This window comes from Acidobacterium sp. S8 (assembly GCF_009765985.1).
Taxonomy (GTDB): Bacteria; Acidobacteriota; Terriglobia; order Terriglobales; family Acidobacteriaceae; genus Alloacidobacterium.
Genome location: NZ_LMUM01000008.1, coordinates 1 through 22,383, shown reverse-complemented (window position 1 = coordinate 22,383; position 22,383 = coordinate 1). Strand labels below are relative to the sequence as shown.

Here is a 22,383-nt window from a genome sequence, read left to right as displayed (position 1 = left end):
CAACAAATATTGGCAGGGAATTACCCTCAAAAAACCTATACTAAAAATAGGGGCAGAAAACGAACTGGGGCACAAAACGGGCATCCCGCCTGATTCAATGCGACCCCAAATAGAGCCGTCATTCTGAGCCGAAGGCGAAGAATCTCAAACTATTCTCGGAGGTTGAAGTCTTCCCCAGGTAATCGGAATGAAACTGAGTGGAATCAAACACGTAGCTGCAAGTTGATTGAAATCAAACACTTATCTTGATTCCAAAACAACACTATATTTTTCAGTAGTTTAGCGAGGGGGAGGGTATGCCCCTCACCCAGCGGTCGAAGGAAATGCTCTCTTCGCTAACTGCCGGGAAGGACATTCTTCCAGCTCGCATACTTGCCGTTGCGCGAGTTCATGAAGAAGCTGTTTGCGCGGTTCGCCCGCAGGCATGGAAGCCAGGATTTCCCGGCGCAGTTCGCCCAGAGCCTTGAGCCATGGGCCGAGATCTTGGGGAAGCTGCTCGTCGATTTCCTTGCGTAATTGCTGCGCCAACGCCGGGCTTTCACCAGCCGTGGAGATGGCGATTTGCAGATCGCCGCGCCTGACGATGGATGGGAAATAAAAGTCGCAATTCGGCGGGTCATCGACCGAATTGCAGATGATATTGCGCTTCCGGGCTTCGCGGAAAATACCCGCATTCACTTCGGGGACATTGGTGGCAGCAACTACTAGGAAGATGCCCTCCAGATCGTCGGGAGCGAATTCGCGTTGGTGCCAGGCGAAGCGGCCCGCCTGCGCCAGCTCGACCAGATCCGGCTTGGCTTCGGGTGCGACCACGGTAACTTGGGCGTCTGCCGTCAGCAGGCTGTGGATTTTCGATTCCGCAATTTCTCCGGCTCCGACGACCAGGCAGGGCCGGCCGTCGAGCTTGAAGAAGATGGGGAAAAGGCTCATCCGGCGACTCCGTGAGGCACCCGGCCGGAAGGCACGTCACGCTCGACGGCTTCCAGATGCGCTCCGGAGAGGCGGTCGCGAATTTCCGCTTCCGAATGGCGTCCGAAGTAGGTGCGAAGGTTGTCTTCGGGCTTGCGTTCTACGAGATACGTACGGAGAAGACGTTCGAGCGCAATCGGAACTTCGGTTGCCGGAACGCGATAGCCGACAGGACGGGCAACGGCGGCATATTTGCCGACGGCACCGCCGACGCAGAAGTAGTAGGCGTCGACCATCTTGCCGTCCTGCTTCACCTTCTTGCCTTCGAGGCCGATGTCCGCGATCCAGTGCTGGCCGCAGCCATTGGGGCACCCGGTGACGTGCAGCTTCAGCTGCTCGTTGAATTGCGGGACGCGCTCTTCAAGCTCTTCGACCAGCCAGCGGGCAAAGCCCTTGGTCTCGGTGATGGCAAGTTTGCAGAACTCGGTGCCGGTGCAGGCAATGGCGCCGCGCCAGAAAGTCGAGCCTTCGACGCGCAGACCGATCTTCTCGATCTCGCTGGCAAGGTCGCCCGCTTTTTCTGTCGGAACGTCGATGAAGATCAGGTTCTGCATGATGGTGGCGCGCAACTGACCGGCTCCGTAGCGCTCGGCAAGGTCAGCTGCCGCCGCGAGCTGATCGCCGCTGAGGCGTCCGCGTAGGACAGAGGCTCCGACGTAGCTCAGGCCATCCTGCCGCTGGCGGTGAATGCCGGCGTGATCGCGGAGAATATCTTCGGGAGCGTTCTCTTCGACGCCGGGATCGAGCTTGTAACCGAGGCGCGACTCGAGTTCTTTGAGGAAGCTTTCCGGAGTCCAGCCTTCGCGCATGAAAAGGTACTTCAGCCGGGCGCGGTCGCGGCTTTCCCGCAGACCTTGCTGATCGCGGAAGATCTCAGCCACGCGGCGGACGACGTCAAAAGCCTGCTCCGGCTTGATGAATGCATCGAGTTTAACGGCGAGATGCGGCTCGTTCGAGAGGCCGCCGCCGACGCGCAGCGAGTAGCCGACCTCGTCGCCGCGACGGACGCCGGTGAGCGCCACATCATTGATCTCCGGATAGTTGCACCAGACGGAGCAGCCGGAGATGGAGATCTTGAACTTACGTGGCAGGTTGTAGAAGTCGGGATTGGCGGTGAGATCATGCGCCACCTCTACTGCCAGCGCGGAGGAATCGAGGATTTCGTCGTGTGCGACACCGGCGAGCGGGCAGCCCGTCACATTGCGGACCACATCGCCGCAAGCTCCCTTGGGAGAAAGGCCGATGGCGTCGAGCGCATCGACAACTTCCGGCAGAGATTCGATCGTGAGCCAGTGAAGCTGGATGTTCTGGCGAACGGTGATGTCAGCCAGGTTGCGAGCGTGCTTGCGGGTGATGTCGGCGATGACGCGCAACTGGCTGGAAGTGATGATGCCGTTGGGAATGCCGATGCGCATCATGAAGTATTCGGTGGCGAGACCTTCGCCGCCCTTGCCGCCGACTGCGCCGATGCCGTCGCCCTGAGTGTAGACGCCCCACCACTTGAAGTAGGCAGAAGCCCACTCGGGAACAACGCTGGCGCGTCCCTGGCGCGCGAATTCGCGCACTTCGTTGAAGGCTTCCCAGGGATTTTTCTCGATTTTGAGGCGCTCCATCTTCTGCGCTTTGGTCTCTTTGGGGGCGGTTATCTCGGCCATTCGGTTTACCTGTATAGGGAGAAATAAAAAACCCGCGTCATCAGGCTGGGCTGATACGCGGGCTCTTTGTGAATCTGGTCGTTAAAGGATCATTCACTCAGAGTCCGGCGAAAGCGGGACAACACCCGCAACAGATTACCGGAATTGAGGAATGAATCATCACTTTAAGGGTATCGGTTCGGTCTGAGTGAGTCAAGAAAGGCCTCGAAATTGATCGATTCAGGCCTTTATGATGCCCTGCAGCACCTCAGATTTGGGCATTTTGCTGCCTTCTTCTACCGTATAGAGCCTATTTACCTCTAAATTCTTGAAGGTATCTACCTGGCCGGAAGGCCAGCGGATCTCGAGAAGATCGACAATCTTTGCCTGATCGAGGCCGAAGTGGAGACGCAAGTCATTCTGCGAGTAGTAGCTGCCTCCGCTGCGTACTTCGTCGACCTGAAGCAGCGGTTGCTGGGCCTCTGGGACGGTTTTTGCTACTACCTTTACGCGTGCGCCAATGCCGGTGCGATTGGATTTGGTGCCGATGACCTTTACCTTGATCCAGTTGCGCTTCCACTCTGAATCGCAGCGTAGAAGTTGCGGGAGGACATTGACGCAATTGACGACCACATCCACGTCGCCGTCATTGTCGTAATCTCCGAAGGCGCAGCCACGGGCGGGAACAGTGGCCGTGATACCCGATCCGCCTTTGCTGGTGACGTCTTCATAGCGTCCGTTGCGCAGATTACGGTAGAGATATTTATGTTCGGCGTAAGGAGCTTCGGTTTTGGAAGTGCTGACTTCGGGATAGACGTGACCATTGGCGACGAGCAGGTCGAGCCAGCCGTCGTTATCCATATCGAAGAAGCCGATGCCCCATCCGAGATAGCGGGTGTTAAGGCCGAGTCCGGAAAGATAGGTTTCGTCTTCAAAGTTGCCGTCTCCGAGGTTTTTGTAGAGGGAATCGGTATCACCGGCAAAGTTGGTCTTGGCGACGTCAAGGTTGCCGTCGCGATTGTAGTCACCGATAGTGACGCCCATGCCGGCCTGCGGCTTGCCGTCGGGCGAGAGGGCGGCACCCGCCTCGATGCCGATGTCTCTGAAGGTGCCGTCCTTCTGGTTCTGGTAGAGAGTCGCCGAGGTGGAATCGTTAGCGACGTAGATATCCGGCCAGCCGTCGTTGTCGAGATCGGCGACAGCGACGCCGAGAGCGTAATTGCCAGTCGTCGTCCAAATGCCGGATTTCTCTGAGACGTCGGTGAAGGTTCCGTTGCCGTTGTTGTGATAGAGAATGTTCTTTCCCGGTGCAAGGCCGGGAGGGCCGCATGCGACGAGAATGCCTTTGTAAGTGCATGGACCGGATTCCGGCGTGGGCGCAGTCTTCAAATCGAGATCGATGTAGTTAGCGACGAAGAGGTCGAGATGTCCGTCGCGGTCGTAATCGAGGAAGGCACAGCCTGAATTCCAGCGTTGCTTACTTTGCATCAGCCCGGCTTTTGCGGAGACATCGGTGAAGGTACCGTCACCGTTGTTATGAAAGAGGGCATTTTGGCCATAGTAAGTGACGAAAAGATCGTCGTGGCCATCGTTGTTGTAGTCGCCGATGCAGCAGCCTTGTCCCCAGCCGCTGCGGGCGAGGCCAGCTTTTGCGGTAACGTCGGTAAAGGTTCCGTCGCGATTGTTTCTGAAGAGATGACAGGTTGGCTCCTGTCCTTTGGCGAAGCCTTCCAGCCGCCAGCCATTGACGAGGAAAATGTCGAGCCAGCCGTCGTTGTCGTAGTCGTAAAAGGCGACGCCGCAGCCAGTGGTTTCGAGGAGGTATTTATTTTTGCCTTCTCCTCCGTAGATGGTTTTAGAGTTGAGGCCGGACTGGGTTGCGACATCGATGAACTGCACGCCGAGAGGTGTGGCTTCGATGGGGGAGTGCGGTCCGGGTGGTGGCGGAACTTGTTTGGCTTCGTAGGAGCGCTCCATGCCGCTCTGGGCTTGCTGCATCAGAGGGGTGCGCTTCCATGGTGGCGTCGCCAACTGCAGCACGTCAGAGAACGGCAAAACGAGCGCGGTGCGGCTGAGAGATTGAAGAAAGCGGCGACGATTCATCGGAAAGATTGAGAATACACCGCTAGGGATGAGCAGGCGAAGCCAATGCTGCGGCCTTGGAGTTTTCTGCTTTTGCGTCTTCCGCGCGGCCCTGGCGTTCGTAGGCTGCGGCCAGTTGACGGTGGGCGTCGGCGTAGGCTGCATCGCTGCTGATGGCTTCCTGGTAGCGCGCGATGGCTCCAGTGATATCACCTTTTTGGAGTAAAGAGTTGCCGGTATTGGTGGCGAAGGTTGCGCGCTGGCGATTGACAGCGACTCGGGTCAGATCAGCTGCCGCCCTGCGCTCCGCTGCTGCTTCATCTTTCTTGCCTTGTTCCTGCAATACGCTGGCCAGTGTGATGTGCGGTCCGGGCTGATTTGGTAATAGTTCGACGGCTTTGCGCAGTGCTATGGCTGCGTCATCGTACTTTGCCTGTTGCTTGTAGACACTGCCCAGTGTGGCCCAGCCATCGCCGTTCTGAGGGCGCAGTTCCAAAGCTTTACGGAGTTGAGCAGCAGACTGATCAAAGCTTCCCTGCTGCATATAGAGGATGCCGAGGGTATAGGGCGGATCGGGTGATGTGGGATCGAGTTTCGCTGCTGTTTCCAGTTCGCTGATGGCATGTGGCAGATCGTCTTTAAGCTTGTAGGCGAGGCCGAGATTGTAATGAAGCTGCGGGCTGTCGGGAGCCAGCGTGAGACCGGTTTGAAATTCGCGGATGGCATCATCGATATCGCTTGCCTGTAAGTAAGCGACACCTAAATCCTGATGTGCAGTGGGATCTTTCGGGGTCACTGCGAGGGCGCGCTGGTAGTAGGGAAGTGCTTCTTTCGATTTTCCAGTCTGCACGAGGGCCAATCCGAGATTGGTAAGGGCAGAGGCATTTTGTGGCTGCGTGGTGACGACTTTCTCGAAGAGCGGAATCGATTCTTGTTCCTGGCCTTCGCGTTGCAGAGCCATGGCCAGCTGCTCGGTGGCTTCGATGAGAGTCGGATCAAAGGCAAGCGCCTCTTTGAAATGTGGCATTGCCTCATTGTCCTGATTCGCTGCTGCCAGAGCTTTTCCTAGCTCAAGCTGCGTAGTGGCATCTTTGGGAGCCAGTTGCGCGGCCGTCGTCAGCTCTCGCAGTGCTTCGGATGTTTGCTGCTCGCTGGAAAAAATGATTCCCAAGTGAAGATGGGCTGAGGCAAGACTAGGATCCAATTGAAGCGCGCGGCTAAAGGCATCTTGAGCAGAGGTTGAGTTCTGCGCCTGGGCATAGAGTGAGCCAAGCTGATCGTAGAGCGGGGCGTTTTGCGGTGAAGCAGCGATGGCGGCCTGCATTTTGGTAATGGCGAGGGGCAGCTGGCCAGTTGCGGCAAGAGCGCGTGCGTGAGCCGCCAGTACGTCAGCAGACGCCGGGTTGGCGCTATTTTTTTCAAGACTGTCAAAGAGCAGCAGCGCTTTTTGATACGCGCCCGTCTGGCAGTAGGCAAAGGCCAGATTTTCCTGTGCGGGTATATCTGAAGGCTTGATGCTTAACGCTTTTTCGAGCTCACGTATGGATGCGGAGTAATCACGTTGTTGATAAAGCACGCTACCCAATGCGCTGTGTCCTTCTTCGATTTGCGGTGCGAGCTGTACGACAAGCTGAAACTGCTCTCTCGCTTTCTCAAGATTGCCGCTGGTTGCGGCGGCATATCCGGCGCGAAAGGCTGCATCGGCCTGCTGCATGCGACTGGGATTCTGCTGCGCCAATACGCTGCCGGTGAAGACAGAAACAAGAGCGTAGAGGATGGAGAGGTCACGTCGCAGCATTTATTTATCTGGCGCGGCAGGTGTAGCAGGGCTGGCAGACTGCAGTTTTTCTGCGATCTGAAATTCATGCGCGGCATCTTCTTTGCGGCCCTCTAGTCGATAGACCTGAGCGAGAAGAGCATGCGGAATGTAGTTGGCAGGGTCCATATGCAATGCGCGTTCAAGGTACATGCCGGCCATGACTGGATTCTGCTGATTAAGAAGAACCTTGCCGAGCAGAATATAGGGGCCGGTTGCATTGGGCTCCAGCAATACGGCGCGATTGAGAGCGTGCTGTGCCTCATCATATTGCCCGTTGCGGATATACGCATCGCCGAGGCGATCGTATATTTCACCATTCAGAGGGTCGATCTCCTGCTCTTTTTTGAATTCGGCGATGGAATTTGCTGAGTCTCCTTTTGCCAGCATGATCTCTCCCAGGAGCAGATGGGCTAGTGGAAGCGAGTGGTTCAAAGCCAGAGCTTTGTTGGCGAATTCTTCAGCGGGCGGCAGATATTCCTGGTGAAAACACATGCGCGCCGCGAGCAGATAGGCAGGCGCTGAATCAGGGTTGAAATCATATTGCGCTGCGAAAGAGCGGCGGGCGTCGTCGTAACGCTTTACCTGAAGGTAGGAGACTGCGAGCACATAATTTGGATCAATGTTGACCGTCGCTACAGATGCGTGTGCCTGCTCAAGCAGTGGTATGGCCTGCGCGGCGCGGCCCATGCGGAAAAGGGTTACCCCGCGAAGCTGCATAGCTTCTGTGTCGTTTGGATTTTGCGTGAGGGCTTTGGCAAAAGCTGTATCTGCCTCGGCAAAATTGTTCTGCTGATAATAGATGAAACCGCGCATGCGCTCCGTTCCTGCCGGTTCCGGGTCATGGCTCGCAAGGGAATTCAATACGGCCAGAGATTGATCCAATTTGCCCTGCGAAAGCAGCTCCTGCGCATGGTTCAGGCTGTCTGGTGTGACCGTAGTCTGTGCTCCCATCTGCGAAGCACAGAGGATGAGAAAACACAGAAGAGAAAACTTATCCATAGACTGATATGCGGAAAGTGTACCGCAAGAAAGAAGGGGAGCAATCTGCTCCCCTTCTTTCGGTACTTGCAAACCCGCTAGAACTGAATGCGAGCCGAGAGTTGCAGCTTACGCGGAGTAGAAGAACCGCCTACGCCCTGGCCCTGGGTGATGTATTGCGTTCCAGAGTCCACGGGAACCGTTTGACCTGCGTTGTAGCCTGCGTTGATGTGGTTGAAGACGTTATAAGCGTCAATGCGGAATTGCGCGAAGAGGCTCTCATGAATCGGGAAGTTCTTCTGAAGAGCCATATCTGTGCCGAAGTAGCCGGGTCCGAATTTGCTGTTCCGGCCCATGTTGCCGATCGTATCCAGGCCTGGATTGGTAATTCCATTTTGGCCGAGAACGATGGGGTCAAAGAACTTGCGATTGTGAGCCACAGGATCGTAACTCTGCAGGTGAGTCTGAAAGTATTCACCTTTACCATTCGGATAGCATGGCGCGTCGCCTGGGACGTTACTTCCGCATTCAGAGTAGGTGAGCGTATACGGAAGACCTGTAGACAGGGTCAGGATAGGACTGAGTTGCCAGCCGCCGATGATCGCATCCGCCCATCCGCTTACGTGCGAAGCGAAGAGTTGATTGCGTCCAAAGGGTAGCTGGTAAAGACCGTAGAAGACCAGCTGCTGCTCGCGGAGCGTATCGTCGCGGCCTTTCACAGCCGAACGATCCCACGTCACGAAGCTGGAGTTCCAGTTGTAAGCGCGCTGCCATGCGTAATTGGCGTTGAACTGCAGGCCGCGGCCGAATTGTTTATCGATCGTCACCTGCAGAGCATTGAAGTGAGTGTCCTGGTCGTCTCCGTTGTATTGGATTCCGTTTGTCCATCCGCATTGTCCAGGTTGAACGGCGGTTGGAAATGCTCCAGGGTTGGCAGCCTGATAAGCCTGCAGTTGAGCTATATAAGTGGCATCCTGGCAGGCTGCCAGTGATCCCGCGTAATAGCGGGTTAATAAGGTGCTGTTGCTGGTTGCGCCATCTGCCGAAACGCCGGAGGAGGCGCTGCCATCATAGTGCAGCGGGCTTCCATTCAGACTGTATTGAGCGGGCAGGAAAATACCAGCTTCGTTTGGGTTGGTGCTGTTTCCGTCTCCGGCACTGAGAGTGTGCGTGCCTTTATTCGCTACGTAGGCGACCGTGGCGGATAGAGTGGGCGTAATGGAGCGCTGGATACTGAAATTCCACGCGTCGATGGTCGGCAGTCGTAACGGATTGGGCCGAGCCTTGGGGCTTACCAGGTAACCTGGCGCCGGCAGCAGGCCAGAAGAGGGGATAGCCGGGAAGGCGTAGGCTGGCGGTCCCTGCGAAAGAGTGAATGCTGCCGATTTTAGTCCGCCAGTCGCATTTACGCTTTGGTTTGCCAGAACTGGGAGGTTCTGTGTGACGGTATGTCCAAAGATGGAGCCGAAGACGCCAAGGTCGAAGCTGCGGCCATATCCAGCGCGAAGGACTGTCTTAGGATCAAGCTGGTAAGCGAGTCCAATGCGCGGAGATAATGCCTTCCAGGAAGGGTCCCAATTCATATTGCTCGCGACGCCACCCACATCCCCGACACGAAGAAAGCCATCGTTCAGCTGCATCAGACCGCCGTGAGCTGGACCGTTCACCGTTTCCGGGAAATATAGCTCCCAGCGCAATCCATAGTTGATTGTGAGTTTGCTCGACGCGCGCCAGGTGTCCTGACCGTAGAAGAAGAGACGTTTCTGGAATTCTTTAGCGTTCAATGATCCCGGAATATCGCCGTTTTGAATGTACCGTCCGAAGGCTGTTACATCGCCAAGAACGAAGGTGGCAAAGCCCAGGCCGCCGCTGCCGTTATTGGAAGTAGGACCGTTGCCGAAGCCGAGAAGTCCGGCGCGATCGGTGTCGCTCGGAACACGGAGATTGCGGGCATAACGGAAGTCTGCACCCATTTTGAGTGAGTGGTTGCCGAAGAGTTTCGTCCAGTTATTCACGCCCTGGAACTGATCTTCTTTTTCGGTCGTGGGGCAGTTGCAGCGTGTGATGTTTAGACCAGATCCATATTGCGCGCCCTGACTCTGCGGGTTGCTGGGATTCTGGTTGAAGTTGCCCGCTGTCGATCCCACGTCGGTGATATTGAAGCCGGACGCTCCGGAGGTGAACCGGTCGCCGAAGTTCAAACCCGGGATGCCGAGATTCTGTGCGAATGGCTCGCCCTGGTCGTACTTGCCGGTAACGATGTTATAGCGGTAGTAGCCGAGACGGAAATCAGTGAGCAGGCTTGGGCTGATAGCAACATCGGCGCCTGTTGCCAGACTGTCATTTGCGCCCGTGGATGTGCCGCCGAAACCATTGAGTCCGAAACCTGCGCCCCCAGCGGGGCCGAACAGCGTTCCACCACTTAGGGTGTCGGTGAAACGGCTGAAGCGTTCAAAGACGTGAACTTTGCCGCTTGCCTGCCAATCCGCACGCTCGTCCCACTGATCGTTGTTAAAGATTCCGGTGCCGCTGCCGGCATAGTTAGCTTGCAGCCCATTGAAGTTACCGGAGGAATTTGGGGTATATGGCTGCAGCAACTTCAACAAGTTAAGGGCCGGCTGTGAAAGCTGACCGGCGGGAATCACGCTATTGGGATAAGGCGTGCCACTTGCGTCATAGATAAGCGGTTGCGTGGAATTAGATCCCGGTGCGAGCGCCGCCTGATATTCGCTGAAATCGCAGCCTTGGACACCGCCGGCGTAAGGAGCTGCTTCTCCGAGACATGTCGAGATCAGGTGTGCGGACGGAACGGTCATGATTGCCGAACTGCCGAGCTTCTGCCGAACGCCTTGATAATCACCGAAGAAGAAAACACGGTCCTTGATGATAGGTCCGCCAATGGAGCCGCCAAACTGGTTGTAAAGTCCGCCGGGGATAAAATCGCCTGTGACCGGATTTGGCGCGAACTGCGTAAAAGGATCGCGGGCCAGGTTCGCGTTGCTCTGGCGATAATCGAAGGCGCTTCCGTGAAAGCTGTTCGATCCTGATTTGGTTTGCGCCGTGACTACGGCCGAAACAGCCTTGCCGAACTCGGCGTCGAAGTTCTGCGTGGCGATTTTCGCTTCTGTTACAGCATCGAGTGCAGGATTGACGACGATGATGCCAAGGATCGGATCCTGATTGTCTGTGCCGTCCAGCTCATATGCAACGCCGCCAAAGGCTTGTCCATCGATCTGGATCTGCTGGCTGCCCTGAGGGTTTTCATCTGCGGCGTGCGACCAGCTGAGTGCCTGTGCGCCCGGCAGCAACAGCTGAAGGCTGGTGAAGTTGCGATTTGCCAACGGCAGGTCTGAGACAGTCTGTGTGCTGAAAACTGTCGATACGTCGGCACGGTCTGTCTTCAGCACAGGAATAGAGTCGGCGTTGACGGTTACGGTCTGGCTCGAGCCACCGACTGTCAACTGCGCGTCGACTTTCGGAGAGGTATCCGCATAGATCTGAATATGCTGGGCGTCGAAAGTTGCGAATCCTGACGCTTCCACCTTCACTTCGTAGAGGTCGGGGATGAGGTGTTCGGCTCTGTATAAACCCGATTCGTTCGCTGTTACTGTGACGGAAGTGCCTTTGGCTTCATCGGTCACGGTTATGGTCGCATTTGGAACGACGGCACCGGTGTTGTCAGTCACGGTTCCATAAATGGAACCGTAGATGGCCTGTGCAAAAGATGTGTGAGGAATGGATGCGAACAGCACAGCACCCAAGCCGCAGGCAAGGGCCTTGCATATGCGTTTCATCATTTTGTGGTCTCCCGAAAAGCCGTACAACTGTTTCTTACTCGGCGCTCCTCATATCGTCTCGGTCCCTTCACCGAGGGACTTAGGGAAGGCGATAGAAAGAGAGCAGGTCTCTTTATTTCGTATGAAGCCGGTAAACAGCTAAGTACAACAAGCAGGAGCGGTCTTTTGCCGCTGCTGAATTACCGATCAGGTCAGAGGTGCGTTGCCTTGGACCCAAGAATATAGTCAGCGGTATCGGCTGTTGTCAAGAAAGCGGTAGGAGGGACAGTATCAATTAGCTCATTATCAAGAGCATTATCAGCGGTTGCTCCCGCAGCGTGCTGAGCCATCGGTAATAGCAGACAAGAATTGGCGGACGCGGAGATTGTCAGGAGAAAACTGCAGGAGTCGGGTAAGTGTCTGATGCGATGCAACCGCATCGCCCAACGAGCATTGGGTTACGGCGAGATCATATCCGGCCGCAAGCTGTGAGGGATCGTGGCTGAAGACCGATTGCCAGAGACGCACGGCGCCGACCGTATCGCCTGACTGGATTTTGAGAACGGCGAGGTCGCCTGCCGCCGTGCTGTTCGGCGGATCGTCTCGGAGAGCTGCCTCATACTCGCGCACTGCCTGTATTTTGTCGCCCGAGGTTTGCTCTAGAAATCCAAGCTGGGTGTGCAGTTCGGGGTCAGGCGATCCGTTGTCGATGGATGTTTCCGCAGCTTTCAGGAAACGGAGTGCTTCAGAGTGAGCAAACTGGTCACCGTGCTGTGCAATTTGCGCATAGGCCAGCCCAAATTCGCGCGGAGTGGCGGGTTGATTGTTGATCGTGGTCAACTCTTTCGAGATTGCGGCGGCATCCTTCACCGTAAGATCAGGAACTCGTGGAATGCGATGATCTGTGGCCTGCTCGTGCGCGATGTCTGCAGTTGATTGCTGCGGCATGTGACAGGAAGTGCAATCAGGATTTTCAGGATGATGCTGTGTGGCGAAGGCCGATCCGCTGTGGCAAGTGAGGCACTTGCTGCGATAGTAGCTGACGCGCTCCGCGGGTGCAGATGAGTTGTGCGGATCGTGACAGGTGGTACAGGTGAGCCGATCGCCGCTCTTCCGTTTGCACTGGCTTTGCAGAAGTGCTTCCCATTGACTTGTGGCTCGGCCAGGCATGCCGCCTTGCTGCTTGTGAACAAAGTATGCCACGTGATCGAAGAGATTATCGCCGGGCTGATATGTTGTGAGCGTGTGACCAGCCCGGGGAATGGAGACTTCGCCTTCAAGATGACATTGCAGGCAAATGGAGTCGCGGCGCACGGCATCCAGCTTGTCTGGATTGAGGATCGGCGCCCTTCCGTTTTGTGCCAAATGCGCAGAGGCATCTCCGTGGCAGGATTCGCATTGAATGCCTCCATGCGCGAACGGCGCTGCGCTGAAATGATTCCTCGCGCCGGGAAGAGACGGCTGTACGCCACTGGCGTGACAGCGCAGGCATCCGGGATCAACCGGCAGCGTGAACGGCATTTCCTTTGCCTGAAGGTAGTTGGGAGCCATGTCCCATGTCTTTTTCTTCGCGTACCAGTTCACCGGAATTTCGAACCAGTAGCTTTCCTGCTGGAAGAGATAGGTGCGCCCGCGCCTTCCTGAGCCCAGGTAATAAAGCAATTCCTGTTTTCCATCGAGAGAGCGTAGGGAGGAATCGCTGATGCGTTGATAGGTGAGCCACGCTCGATCGTCTTTAAGAAAGAGCCGGTAATGGATGCCGGATGGGGCGTGAACAAAGTCGGCGGGGATTACTCCATCAACAGCAAGGCCACTGGCGCGCGCCATCGGGGTGCGCTCGTAGCTGTCATAAATTTGTTGGTGGCATTTGGCGCATGGGGCATCAGGGTTCTGCTCGGCGCGGGCTATCACAGCCATGAGGGTAATCAGGATTGCAACTGTAAGTAACAATGGCCGCCAGCTGGAAATGCTTCGCCGCATGAGAGTGATGACTCAACCTTATATATCACTGTGAGAGCGCGGCCGGCATCGCTCTCGCAAGTAACGTCAATGCTTTGCTGGAATAGATAGATCAGCCGACGGTTTTACCTTGTAGGTCTCGGAAAAATTTCGTTGATTGATTCCCAGGCTCAGCCGGCCGCGCGAATCGATGTAGAAGAGCGGCTTGCCTACAGGAACATCGCTAAATGTTTTCACGAATGGGAATTGATATTTATGGCCGTCGAGAGTGACGGGCACGAGGTCGCCAATTTGATAGCCAAGTTTGTCGAAAGTTGGAGCGGGCACGTTTAATACCAGGTTCCCGAACGGCCCGTCGGTCCCGATGACCTGTCCGTGCAGTCCCTTATCATCGGTGGTTGCGTAGTGAATATCCAGCCGCACGAGCTTCGAGACGTCGAGCGCTGGACCAGCTTCCGTCCAGTCATCACCACGCGCCAGATGCGCGCCTGCAGGCGAAAAAATATCTCGGCCATGAAAGGTAGACGAGAGCTTTGCGCCAATCATCCATTGCGGATTTATGATTTCTCGCGCGGCTTCGATTCCGTCCCGGTCCTGAACCAGCGTCAGTAAACCGTTGTCCGGAAGCACAAAATACTGGCCGACTTTGGATTTCGCGATGATTGCCTTGCGGCTACTGCCCACAGTTGGGTCGATTACGACAACGAAAATTGCGTCCTTCTGGAAATAAGGAGCAGAGCCGGCGAGAAACCGCGCTCCTTCAGCAATGTCGTATGGCGTGACCTGATGCGTGATATCGATGACACGCACGCCGGGTGCGATGCCATCCATGACTGCCTTGCATATGCCGATGGCGTCGTCGCGTACATCGAAATCCGTCATGAATCCGATAGTGTGCGACGGAGCCGGAGGAATAGTTGTCTGAACGGTATTGCAGCCAGTGGTCGCGACGATAAGGACCACGGCCGCAAAGAAGTTTGAGCGAAACCCAGGAAAAAATGAAAGCAAGCCGCATCTCCTGAAACGAAAATTACAGCATGGAGCGATTCTATTTGTTGTGCTGGACGTTCCTAATGAAAACGCGTACATTGCGGTAGAGGCTTGACTGCGCGGCTTCTCCGCTAAGACAAATTGGATTGCACATCTCCATTTTCATTGTTGAGAAGATATCGTGAGATGTACGTGTGCTGGCAAGGTGTATTTTTTTCAGGGAAGGGAATTAAAAGAGCAACGTGAACCTGACACTCATCGATTGGCTCATCATGCTGCTGTATTTCGCTTTTGTGCTTGGCATCGGCTTCGCACTCAAGCGTTACATGCGCACCAGTAAAGACTTTTTCCAGGCTGGGCGTTCGTTGCCCGCATGGATCTGCGGATTAGCGTTCATCTCCGCGAACCTGGGCGCGCAGGAAGTAATCGGCATGGGCGCATCGGGAGCCAAGTATGGCATCGCCACCAGTCACTTTTACTGGATTGGCGCTATCCCGGCGATGATTTTCGTCGGCGTCTTCATGATGCCTTTCTATTACGGCTCGAAGGCCCGTTCCGTGCCGGAGTTTCTGCGACTGCGTTTTGATGAAAAGACGCGAGCCTACAACGCGTGCTCTTTTGCCGTGATGACCGTGTTTTCTTCCGGAATCTCGATGTATGCGATGGCGCGGTTGATCCAGACATTGCATGTCTTCGATTCGCTCTTTTTGAAGTTCAATTTGCCGCTGGGATGGATCTTCCATTTCGCGATTATTCTTTCGGCGATCATCGTACTTGGATACATCTTTCTGGGCGGACTCACCAGCGCGATCTACAACGAGGTTCTGCAGTTCTTTCTGATCGTTGCGGGATTTCTGCCGCTGGTGTGGGTGGGCCTGAAGAATGTTGGCGGATGGAATGGATTGAAGGCCGCACTGCCGGTTGCTTATACGCACTCCTGGCGGGGGATGACGAATGCCCATAATAATCCGTTAGGTGTGGAGTGGTTCGGCCTTTCGATGGGGCTGGCGTTTGTTCTTTCCTTTGGCTACTGGTGCACCGACTTTCTCGTGATTCAGACTGCAATGGCCTCCGATTCAGAAGAGTCGGCGCGACGCGTTCCGCTCATTGCGGCTATTCCGAAGATGTTCTTTCCGTTCCTGGTGATCCTGCCTGGATTGATTGCCATCGCCACTCCCGCTGTTACACAGCATGCGATGATGCAGGCCGCGCCGACACTGAATACGACCGCGAAGCAGCCGGCGGCAAACGATCTTTCCGATCCGACGAAATATAACAAGGGACTGATTCCCGCCAAGGTGAATCCGGTTACAGGAAAGGTGATGACCGATGAGCACGGCAATCCGCTGCTCGATTACGATCTCGCCATTCCAAATATGCTGCTTTACTATTTTCCGACCGGCATTCTCGGCCTGGGTTTGACGGCCCTCCTGGCTAGTTTTATGTCCGGCATGGCGGGCAATGTAACGGCCTTCAATACTGTCTGGACCTACGATCTGTACCAGTCCTACATCCACAAAAATGCAAGCGATTCGCATTACCTGAAGATGGGGCGATGGGCCACTGTCGGTGGGATATTGCTATCGATGGCGACGGCTTATGCGGCGACGTCCTTCAACAATATTATGGATACGCTGCAGCTTGTCTTCTCCTTTGTGAATGCGCCGCTGTTTGCTACGTTTCTGTTAGGCATGTTCTGGAAGCGGACGACGGGTCATGCGGCCTTTACCGGCCTGGTGAGTGGCACGGTCGCGGCGATTATTCATCACGGCCTGACGCTGCCTGCGGACGCGAATCGCGGCATTCACGGCGGATGGATTGCCGTGGTGCATTCGTATCCGAGCGAGATGGCGCAGAATTTCTGGACGGCGATCTGGGCGTTTTCCATCAACTTTATTCTCACCGTCATCATCAGCCTGTTGACCAAACCGCGGCCTGAGCCGGAGTTGGTGGGACTCGTTTATTCGCTTACACCTAAGCCGGTCGAACACCACATGGCATGGTATGCGCGACCGAAAGTTATCGCAGTCGGCTTGATTGCACTGCTGATTGCGTTGAATCTGATCTTCCGCTAGGAAAGGAGCGATGAAATATGAATCTGGATCTGCGAGTCCCAATGGGCCTGATGTTTCTGATCGTAGGCGTAATCATGAGCCTGTTCGGACTCTTTACGCGTGGAAGCGTCATCTATGAGCGCTCCGCTGGCATGAATATCAACCTTATCTGGGGTGTGGTGATGTTTGTCTTTGGTGTGGCGATGTTTCTGCTGGGTCGCGCCAACGATAAGCGGATCGCCGCAAAACCGATTGAGGGTACGAATCGGCCGCTCGGAGGCCGCGGGCACGGCGGTCACTGAGGCAGTCTCACGCCCGGACTGTTTTCAGAACCAACTGCACAAGCGTTCCGATTTCTACATGCGGCTCGGCTTTTGTGACGCCGAAAAATCGCCGCTCATTCGCGCCGCGGATGATATCGAGGGCTGCCCAGGCGACCTGCTCGAAAGGCTGCTCTGGAATTTCGCCAGCCACTGCTGCCTCGCTGAATATCTGCGACAACGCGTCCATCGAAGCCCGCTGCAGCGCCAAAGTCTGTTTATGATGGGCGGCTTCGCGGCCGACAGTCAGAAGCATGCGGTGCAGGTCGCGGTTTTCTCCCCAGAATTCCAGCCTGGCCGCGATAAATCCTTCCAGCTTTTCTTGAAGATTGCTGCCTTTTCGCACGCATTGCGCTGAAAGTGTCTGAAGATGCGCGCCCGCATGTTGCACGGCGGAGGTGTAAATGTCCCGTTTCGACTGAAAGTAAAGATACAGTGTTCCCTTGGCGATGCCAGCCTGCTGCGCCACATCGTCCATGCGCGCGGCCTCGAAGCCTTTTTTGCCGAATACGGTCATGGCCGCAGCGAGAATCTCTGCGCGCCTGAAATCCGTCAGCACCTTTTTCCGGTTTGTCGTCGCTTTTGCCATTCGCTTTGCTTGAATCCCTGCGACTATCTTAAACATCTCATGAAATGACCCATTAGTCATAATTATGCCTGTAGAGTCATTGATTGAAGAAGCCGAAGAACCGCTGAGCGAATCCGTACCGCTCTTCGAACCGGACGAGCCGTCGCCGGTTGCGAAGCCGGTGCGGATTTTCAATCCGTGGGCGGTTGCGCTCGTCGTCACGATCGGCACTTTTATGGAAGTGCTGGATACATCGATTGCCAATGTGGCTTTGCCGCATATCGCAGGCAGCTTGTCGGCTTCTCAGGATGAGAGCACATGGGTTTTGACCAGCTACCTGGTGGCGAATGCGATCGTGCTGCCGATCAGCGGATGGATATCAAGCGTTATCGGTCGCAAGCGCTATTACCTCGGCTGCGTCATGCTGTTCACGTTGTTCTCCGCTGTTTGCGGACTGGCGCCTACGCTGGGTATTCTCGTGGTCTTTCGCGTTCTGCAGGGACTGGCCGGAGGCGGTTTGCAGCCCTCGGTACAAGCCATTCTGGCGGATACATTTTCTATCGAGAACCGCGGCATGGCCATGGCGGTGTACACCGTGGCGATTCTCTGTGCACCGGTGCTCGGCCCTACGCTTGGCGGCTGGATTACCGATAACTATTCGTGGCGATGGATCTTCTATATCAACATTCCTGTTGGAGTGGCGTGCGTGCTGGCGACGCGTATGGTGCTGCAGGATCCCCCCTACATGCTCAAGCAGCGCAAGGAACGAAAGGGAAAGCCGCTCTCGGTGGACTTGGTAGGCCTGAGTCTGGTGAGTATCGGCCTCGCATCAGTTGAGGTTGTTCTGGATCGCGGCCAGGAACTGGATTGGTTTGGCTCGCACTTCATCGCGACATTAACCATTTTAGGGATAGGCGCGCTGCTCTTCGCTGTCTTCTGGGAACTGCGCCAGAAGAATCCCATCGTCAATCTGCGCCTGCTCGGCGAGCGCAATTTCCTTTTCTGCTGCATGATCGTGCTTGGTCTTTACACGGTGCTTTATGCCACGACGTTTCTGCTGCCGCAGTTTATGCAGGAGATGATGGGCTATGATGCCACCACTGCGGGCATTGCCATGTCGCCTTCCGGAATCGCCACCATCATCGAGGTTCCGTTTGTGGGATGGATGCTGAGCCGTGGCCTGGATGCGCGACGGATGATTGTCATCGGCCTTGTGACCATCATGACCGGCTCCTGGTGGATGTCACATATGAACCTGCAGATCGGCGAGGCGGACCTGATATGGCCGCGCACGCTGCAGGTGCTCGGCGTCGGGTTCACGACTGTCCCGCTCAGCACTATTATGTTTCGCTTCCTGCCACGTGAACAGAGCGGCAATGCCGCCGGCATTTATGCGCTGGTAAGGAATGAAGGCGGTAGCATTGGCATTGCGCTTTCCAGCACCATGCTGCAAAGGACGGCACAGCTGCATCAGACGATGCTGGTCTCGCATCTGACACCGGCCGATCTGCCGGCGGTGCAGGCAGCGTCGGCAGCAGGGCAATCTCTGGGAGGAAATGTTGCCAACGCTCATTATGCGGGGATGGCACTCGTATATCGGCAACTCTTGCAGCAATCGAGCCTGCTCGCATATATGGATCAGTTTCGCATGCTGTCCGGCGTTATCCTGCTGCTGATTCCGATGGTCTTCTTTTTGAAGCGTCCGCCAGCCGCAAAGGGCAAGATCGAGCTGGATGCACACTAAATCCCGTTGTGGAACATAAGTGCCGACACGATCCGGATCTTAACGCCTTCTCAATACCTCAGCGACTACACTAGCAATAGATGAAGCATCGCACGATTCATCATTATGAGCTGGTACGGCGGCTTGGGGCGGGTGGCAGTGGTGTCGTTTATCTTGCCAATGACACGCTGCTGATGCGGCCGGTGGTCCTCAAGATCCTGAAGCGCGGCGCGCTGACGCTCGAACAGATGAGGACGACGGTTCTGCGGGAGGCTCGCATGGCCTCGGCGATCGAACATCCCAATGTCTGCGCCATTTATGAAGTCGGTGAAGAAGGCGAAGAGGCCTTCATCGTGATGCAGTACGTGCCGGGGCAGTCGCTGGACAAGATCATTGCCAAGGGCCCGGCCAGCATGCAGCTTACACTTTCGGTCGGCATCCAGATTGCGGATGGTTTAAGCGCGGCCCACGTGCTGGGCATCTTTCACCGCGACCTGAAGCCGGCGAATGCCATTCTGACCGACGGCGGCCTGGTGAAGATTCTGGACTTCGGTCTGGCGCGACGGTTGAATCCTGAGGAAGCGGAGTTCGATCCCTCGAAGGGTTCGCGGCGAAAGACGGGACCGGTGGCTGCAACCTATACGGCGCGTGGCGGCACCATCGGCTACATGGCTCCGGAGCAGTTTGTGACCGGGCAGAGCAGCGTGCAGAGCGACATCTGGGCGCTGGGTGTGATCCTTTATGAGCTGGTCAGCGGACGTCATCCGTTTGCACGGCCCGATGCGGATGAGTTCCAGAGTATTCGCGCTATCCAGTTTATCGATCCGCCTTCGCTCGAGCAGTGCTGCCCGGAGGTACCGCCGGAGCTTAGCTCGGTAATTCTGTGCTGCCTGCAGAAGAATCCGGCGGAGCGTTATGCCAGCGCTGCCGAGGTACGGGAAGCGCTGAAGACGATCATGAAGGCACTGCAGATCGAGACCGGCATTATTCCGGGTGAGGCTGCGGCGCAGCTGCCAGTTTCCGGTCCGAACGACGAGAAGCGGACCACGGGACTACTTTCGATGCTGGCGGAGCGCTTCCGCGAGTCGGCGGATACGCAGGAGAAGCAGAACACCATTGTCGTGCTGCCGTTCCAGAACTTCGGGCCTTCGGAAGTGACGCCGCTCTATGGCTTTGCTCTGGCCGATGCCATTGCCGCACGCATCTCGCGCATGTCGTCGCTCGTCGTCAGGCCGTCGAGCGCGCTGATGCACCTTCCATTGGCGCAGCTCGATCCGCTGGAGATTGGCCAGAAGCTTCTGGTGCGCTGGGTGCTGGCGGGAAACTTCATGCGTTCGGAAAAGGGCTTCGATCTGAACTGGCAGCTGCTCGACGTTTCGCGACAGAGCGTGAGCGGTGGCGGCGCGATCAGCGTTCCTTCGTTCGACCTGGTTGCGGTGCAGACGGAGATCTGCAACGAGGTCTTTGCGTCGCTGCAGGGAAGCGGCCAGATTGCGCAGACCAATGTTCGCAATGGAGCGCCGCGCACTACGCTTACCGAAGAGATATCGGAAGAGTACCTGCAGGCTCGAGCGATGCTCTCGTCGTTCATGCAGCGCACGGGCAGCAAAGTCGATCTTGATCGGGCGCGCGAATTGTTCGACAGGGTCACGCAGCTGACGCCGGCTTACGCTGCGGCATGGAGCGGACTTGGTATCACGCATCTGCAGTATGTGCGGCATGGATTTGGCGGCCACATGCACGTGATGGCGGCGCGGCGCGCCTTCGACCAGGCACTCGAGCTCGATCCCGGTTCGGTGGAAGCGAATCTTTACCGCGTGTACATGCTGCTCTCGCGCGGCGAAAAGGAGAGCGCGCGTCACGGCATTGAACACCTGCTGCGCACCTCTTCGAACGACTGGAATGTACACATGGTTGCAGGCATCACGCTGCGGCTCGACGGCGTGTATGAAGAGGCGCTCGATCAATTCAACGAGTCGCTCAAGCTGAATCCGTCGAATGCGCCTGTGATCTACAACCATCGCGCGCGCGTGTACCAGTACCAGAACCAGCTGGAGCTTGCTGCCGACGAGCTGGAAAAGGGGCTGACGCTGGAGCCGAAGCATCCGCTGCTGCGCACGTCGCTTGCCTATCAGCGCATGCGGCTGGGTGATTTGCGGCAGGCGATTGAGATGCTGGAATCGGTGATCCGCGATGACGACAGTATGCGCATCGCCTATCCGACGATTGCGATGTGCTACGTCCAGATCGGCGAGCGCAAACGGGCTGCTTCACTGATTACGGAGGACTCGATTTCGGCGGCCGAGGCCGACAGCGAGATGGCCTATCGGCTGGCTACCTACTTCGCCGTCGAGGGCGACGAGAGCGAAGCGCTGCATTGGCTGCGGCGTGCGATCTACCTGGGGAACGAAAATTATCCCTGGTTTGCCAAGAATCCGGCATGGAATCACCTGCATGGACACACCGACTTTGAACGTATTCTCGAAGACCTGAAGCGGAGTCATCGCCGAAACCTGAAGACCTGGAAACGGCTGTTGCAGCAGGTTCCCAAGGCTCCGCAGGGGTGACGCCCGGGGGGCTACCCCCCTCCCCCCTACCTTTCGCTTCGGTTTCTTTTGTTTTCAATAGTTTAGCGGGGGATCATCCCCTGCTAAACCATTGATTTTGTTCCGGTTAGGTTGATTCTAGTGTTTTCAATCACTTAGCCGGGGGTCCACTTGCATTGTGGAGAGGACTGGGATTTTCCCCTTCTTATTCAGTGTAGCTTTTTCGGGTGTAATTCTCTGCCAATTGTCGTTGTAACGATTAGTAATCGTTATCAATGCCTTAGCCACAGCGCAATGAAATTTTTCTTGACAGCCATTTCAGGCAGGCTCGGTTGCACGGCATGCGATTTTACGGGCGAAGGAAACCGGGGCTGAAGCCCCCTCAGGCTCGCTGTTTTTCACCGGGCTTAAAGCCCGGTGCTTCTACCTGAGAATGCCATGTCTCAAAAGCGAGACATGGGCACCCCGGCGAGGTTACATAGAGGCGAAACTCGCCGCAATGTCTTTACCGACTGATCGCTGACGCTAAGGGCGTTTTCTATGAGCAGGTCACTGGTGTCAAGGGTTAGTTCTTTGTTTTTCCTTCACAGGGCTTTTGCTTTTGTTGTTGCTCTGGTTTCGTTGCTCTCCACCGGGTTTCTATTCGCACTCTGGATAAGCTGTCTTGATGCAAGCTCGGTGCCGGTTGGGGTTCGAGAGGAGAGTCGATGCTGCTATTTATCGGTCGGCCTTGGAAGACCAAAACGCGCACGCAGTCATCGGAACACGGTGTCGTCGCAACGGGTAAACAGGGCCATCTTTAGGCCGCTTGTTCGTAGAACGCTATGTACGGCTCTTGCGTAGTCCAGAGGCGGTGATCTCAACCCTGGCCTGTCTGCGTGGGCCTTCAGCGATGGGGTGCTGCGCTGGTTTCTTCATGGGAATAGTCTCTCTCCGTTCCGGAAGACCTGCTCATCCACATTTAT

At 56.1% G+C, this 22,383-nt stretch carries 13 protein-coding genes; 4 read left to right on the top strand and 9 right to left on the bottom strand.

Annotation, left to right across the window (positions count from 1 at the left end):
• Positions 1 to 303 precede the first annotated feature (303 nt).
• The 8 genes from GSQ86_RS02205 to GSQ86_RS02170 all read right to left on the bottom strand — a co-directional run bounded on the left by GSQ86_RS02205 (position 304) and on the right by GSQ86_RS02170 (position 14,225).
• On the bottom strand, positions 304 to 930 hold the full coding sequence (locus GSQ86_RS02205; RefSeq protein ID WP_158748330.1) for a bifunctional precorrin-2 dehydrogenase/sirohydrochlorin ferrochelatase: 627 nt from the start codon (positions 928 to 930) through the stop codon (positions 304 to 306).
• A complete protein-coding gene (locus tag GSQ86_RS02200; RefSeq protein WP_158748329.1) occupies positions 927 to 2,624 on the bottom strand; it encodes a nitrite/sulfite reductase in 1,698 nt (565 codons plus the stop codon). Before GSQ86_RS02200 ends, GSQ86_RS02205 begins: the two co-directional genes overlap by 4 nt.
• Before the next feature lie 219 nt (positions 2,625 to 2,843).
• Positions 2,844 to 4,706 (bottom strand): CRTAC1 family protein, encoded by a 1,863-nt coding sequence (locus tag GSQ86_RS02195; protein ID WP_158748381.1) that lies wholly within the window; start codon positions 4,704 to 4,706, stop codon positions 2,844 to 2,846.
• A gap of 22 nt (positions 4,707 to 4,728) precedes the next feature.
• Positions 4,729 to 6,483 (bottom strand): tetratricopeptide repeat protein, encoded by a 1,755-nt coding sequence (locus tag GSQ86_RS02190; protein ID WP_158748328.1) that lies wholly within the window; start codon positions 6,481 to 6,483, stop codon positions 4,729 to 4,731.
• Complete coding sequence (locus tag GSQ86_RS02185; RefSeq protein WP_158748327.1) at positions 6,484 to 7,503, bottom strand: lipopolysaccharide assembly protein LapB; 1,020 nt, start codon at positions 7,501 to 7,503, stop codon at positions 6,484 to 6,486.
• A gap of 77 nt (positions 7,504 to 7,580) precedes the next feature.
• The gene (locus GSQ86_RS02180; protein WP_158748326.1) at positions 7,581 to 11,279 is read right to left on the bottom strand and encodes a TonB-dependent receptor; all 3,699 of its coding nucleotides are present in this window, start codon (positions 11,277 to 11,279) and stop codon (positions 7,581 to 7,583) included.
• Positions 11,280 to 11,576: 297 nt separating this feature from the next.
• Positions 11,577 to 13,238, bottom strand: coding sequence for a multiheme c-type cytochrome (locus GSQ86_RS02175; RefSeq protein WP_158748325.1), 1,662 nt, complete (start codon positions 13,236 to 13,238; stop codon positions 11,577 to 11,579).
• A 66-nt stretch (positions 13,239 to 13,304) separates the two neighbouring features.
• Positions 13,305 to 14,225, bottom strand: coding sequence for an S-adenosyl-l-methionine hydroxide adenosyltransferase family protein (locus GSQ86_RS02170; RefSeq protein ID WP_254062081.1), 921 nt, complete (start codon positions 14,223 to 14,225; stop codon positions 13,305 to 13,307).
• Positions 14,226 to 14,449: 224 nt separating this feature from the next.
• Here GSQ86_RS02170 and GSQ86_RS02165 point away from each other — a divergent pair, with 224 nt between their 5' ends.
• Both GSQ86_RS02165 and GSQ86_RS02160 read left to right on the top strand, forming a co-directional pair.
• Positions 14,450 to 16,282: a sodium:solute symporter family protein gene (locus GSQ86_RS02165; RefSeq protein ID WP_216840977.1), complete on the top strand. Its 1,833-nt coding sequence runs from the start codon at positions 14,450 to 14,452 to the stop codon at positions 16,280 to 16,282.
• 17 nt (positions 16,283 to 16,299) lie between these two features.
• Complete coding sequence (locus GSQ86_RS02160) at positions 16,300 to 16,563, top strand: hypothetical protein (protein ID WP_158748323.1); 264 nt, start codon at positions 16,300 to 16,302, stop codon at positions 16,561 to 16,563.
• Between the two features lie 7 nt (positions 16,564 to 16,570).
• On the opposite strand, the gene GSQ86_RS02155 is transcribed toward GSQ86_RS02160, so the two are convergent.
• Complete coding sequence (locus GSQ86_RS02155; RefSeq protein WP_158748322.1) at positions 16,571 to 17,170, bottom strand: TetR/AcrR family transcriptional regulator; 600 nt, start codon at positions 17,168 to 17,170, stop codon at positions 16,571 to 16,573.
• 64 nt (positions 17,171 to 17,234) lie between these two features.
• Between GSQ86_RS02155 and GSQ86_RS02150 the strand changes: the two genes are divergently transcribed.
• Both GSQ86_RS02150 and GSQ86_RS02145 read left to right on the top strand, forming a co-directional pair.
• The gene (locus tag GSQ86_RS02150; RefSeq protein ID WP_158748321.1) at positions 17,235 to 18,893 is read left to right on the top strand and encodes a DHA2 family efflux MFS transporter permease subunit; all 1,659 of its coding nucleotides are present in this window, start codon (positions 17,235 to 17,237) and stop codon (positions 18,891 to 18,893) included.
• Between the two features lie 80 nt (positions 18,894 to 18,973).
• Positions 18,974 to 21,439, top strand: a complete 2,466-nt coding sequence (locus tag GSQ86_RS02145; protein WP_158748320.1) for a serine/threonine-protein kinase — start codon at positions 18,974 to 18,976, stop codon at positions 21,437 to 21,439.
• The last annotated feature ends 944 nt before the right edge of the window (positions 21,440 to 22,383 follow it).

Bases quoted from the DNA above. Each gene is read 5' to 3' on its own strand.
- GSQ86_RS02205 (WP_158748330.1), bottom strand. From the start codon at position 930: ATGAGCCTTTTCCCCATCTTCTTCAAGCTCGACGGCCGGCCCTGCCTG.
- GSQ86_RS02200 (WP_158748329.1), bottom strand. From the start codon at position 2,624: ATGGCCGAGATAACCGCCCCCAAAGAGACCAAAGCGCAGAAGATGGAG.
- GSQ86_RS02195 (WP_158748381.1), bottom strand. From the start codon at position 4,706: ATGAATCGTCGCCGCTTTCTTCAATCTCTCAGCCGCACCGCGCTCGTT.
- GSQ86_RS02190 (WP_158748328.1), bottom strand. From the start codon at position 6,483: ATGCTGCGACGTGACCTCTCCATCCTCTACGCTCTTGTTTCTGTCTTC.
- GSQ86_RS02185 (WP_158748327.1), bottom strand. From the start codon at position 7,503: ATGGATAAGTTTTCTCTTCTGTGTTTTCTCATCCTCTGTGCTTCGCAG.
- GSQ86_RS02180 (WP_158748326.1), bottom strand. From the start codon at position 11,279: ATGATGAAACGCATATGCAAGGCCCTTGCCTGCGGCTTGGGTGCTGTG.
- GSQ86_RS02175 (WP_158748325.1), bottom strand. From the start codon at position 13,238: ATGCGGCGAAGCATTTCCAGCTGGCGGCCATTGTTACTTACAGTTGCA.
- GSQ86_RS02160 (WP_158748323.1), top strand. From the start codon at position 16,300: ATGAATCTGGATCTGCGAGTCCCAATGGGCCTGATGTTTCTGATCGTA.
- GSQ86_RS02155 (WP_158748322.1), bottom strand. From the start codon at position 17,170: ATGGCAAAAGCGACGACAAACCGGAAAAAGGTGCTGACGGATTTCAGG.
- GSQ86_RS02150 (WP_158748321.1), top strand. From the start codon at position 17,235: ATGCCTGTAGAGTCATTGATTGAAGAAGCCGAAGAACCGCTGAGCGAA.
- GSQ86_RS02145 (WP_158748320.1), top strand. From the start codon at position 18,974: ATGAAGCATCGCACGATTCATCATTATGAGCTGGTACGGCGGCTTGGG.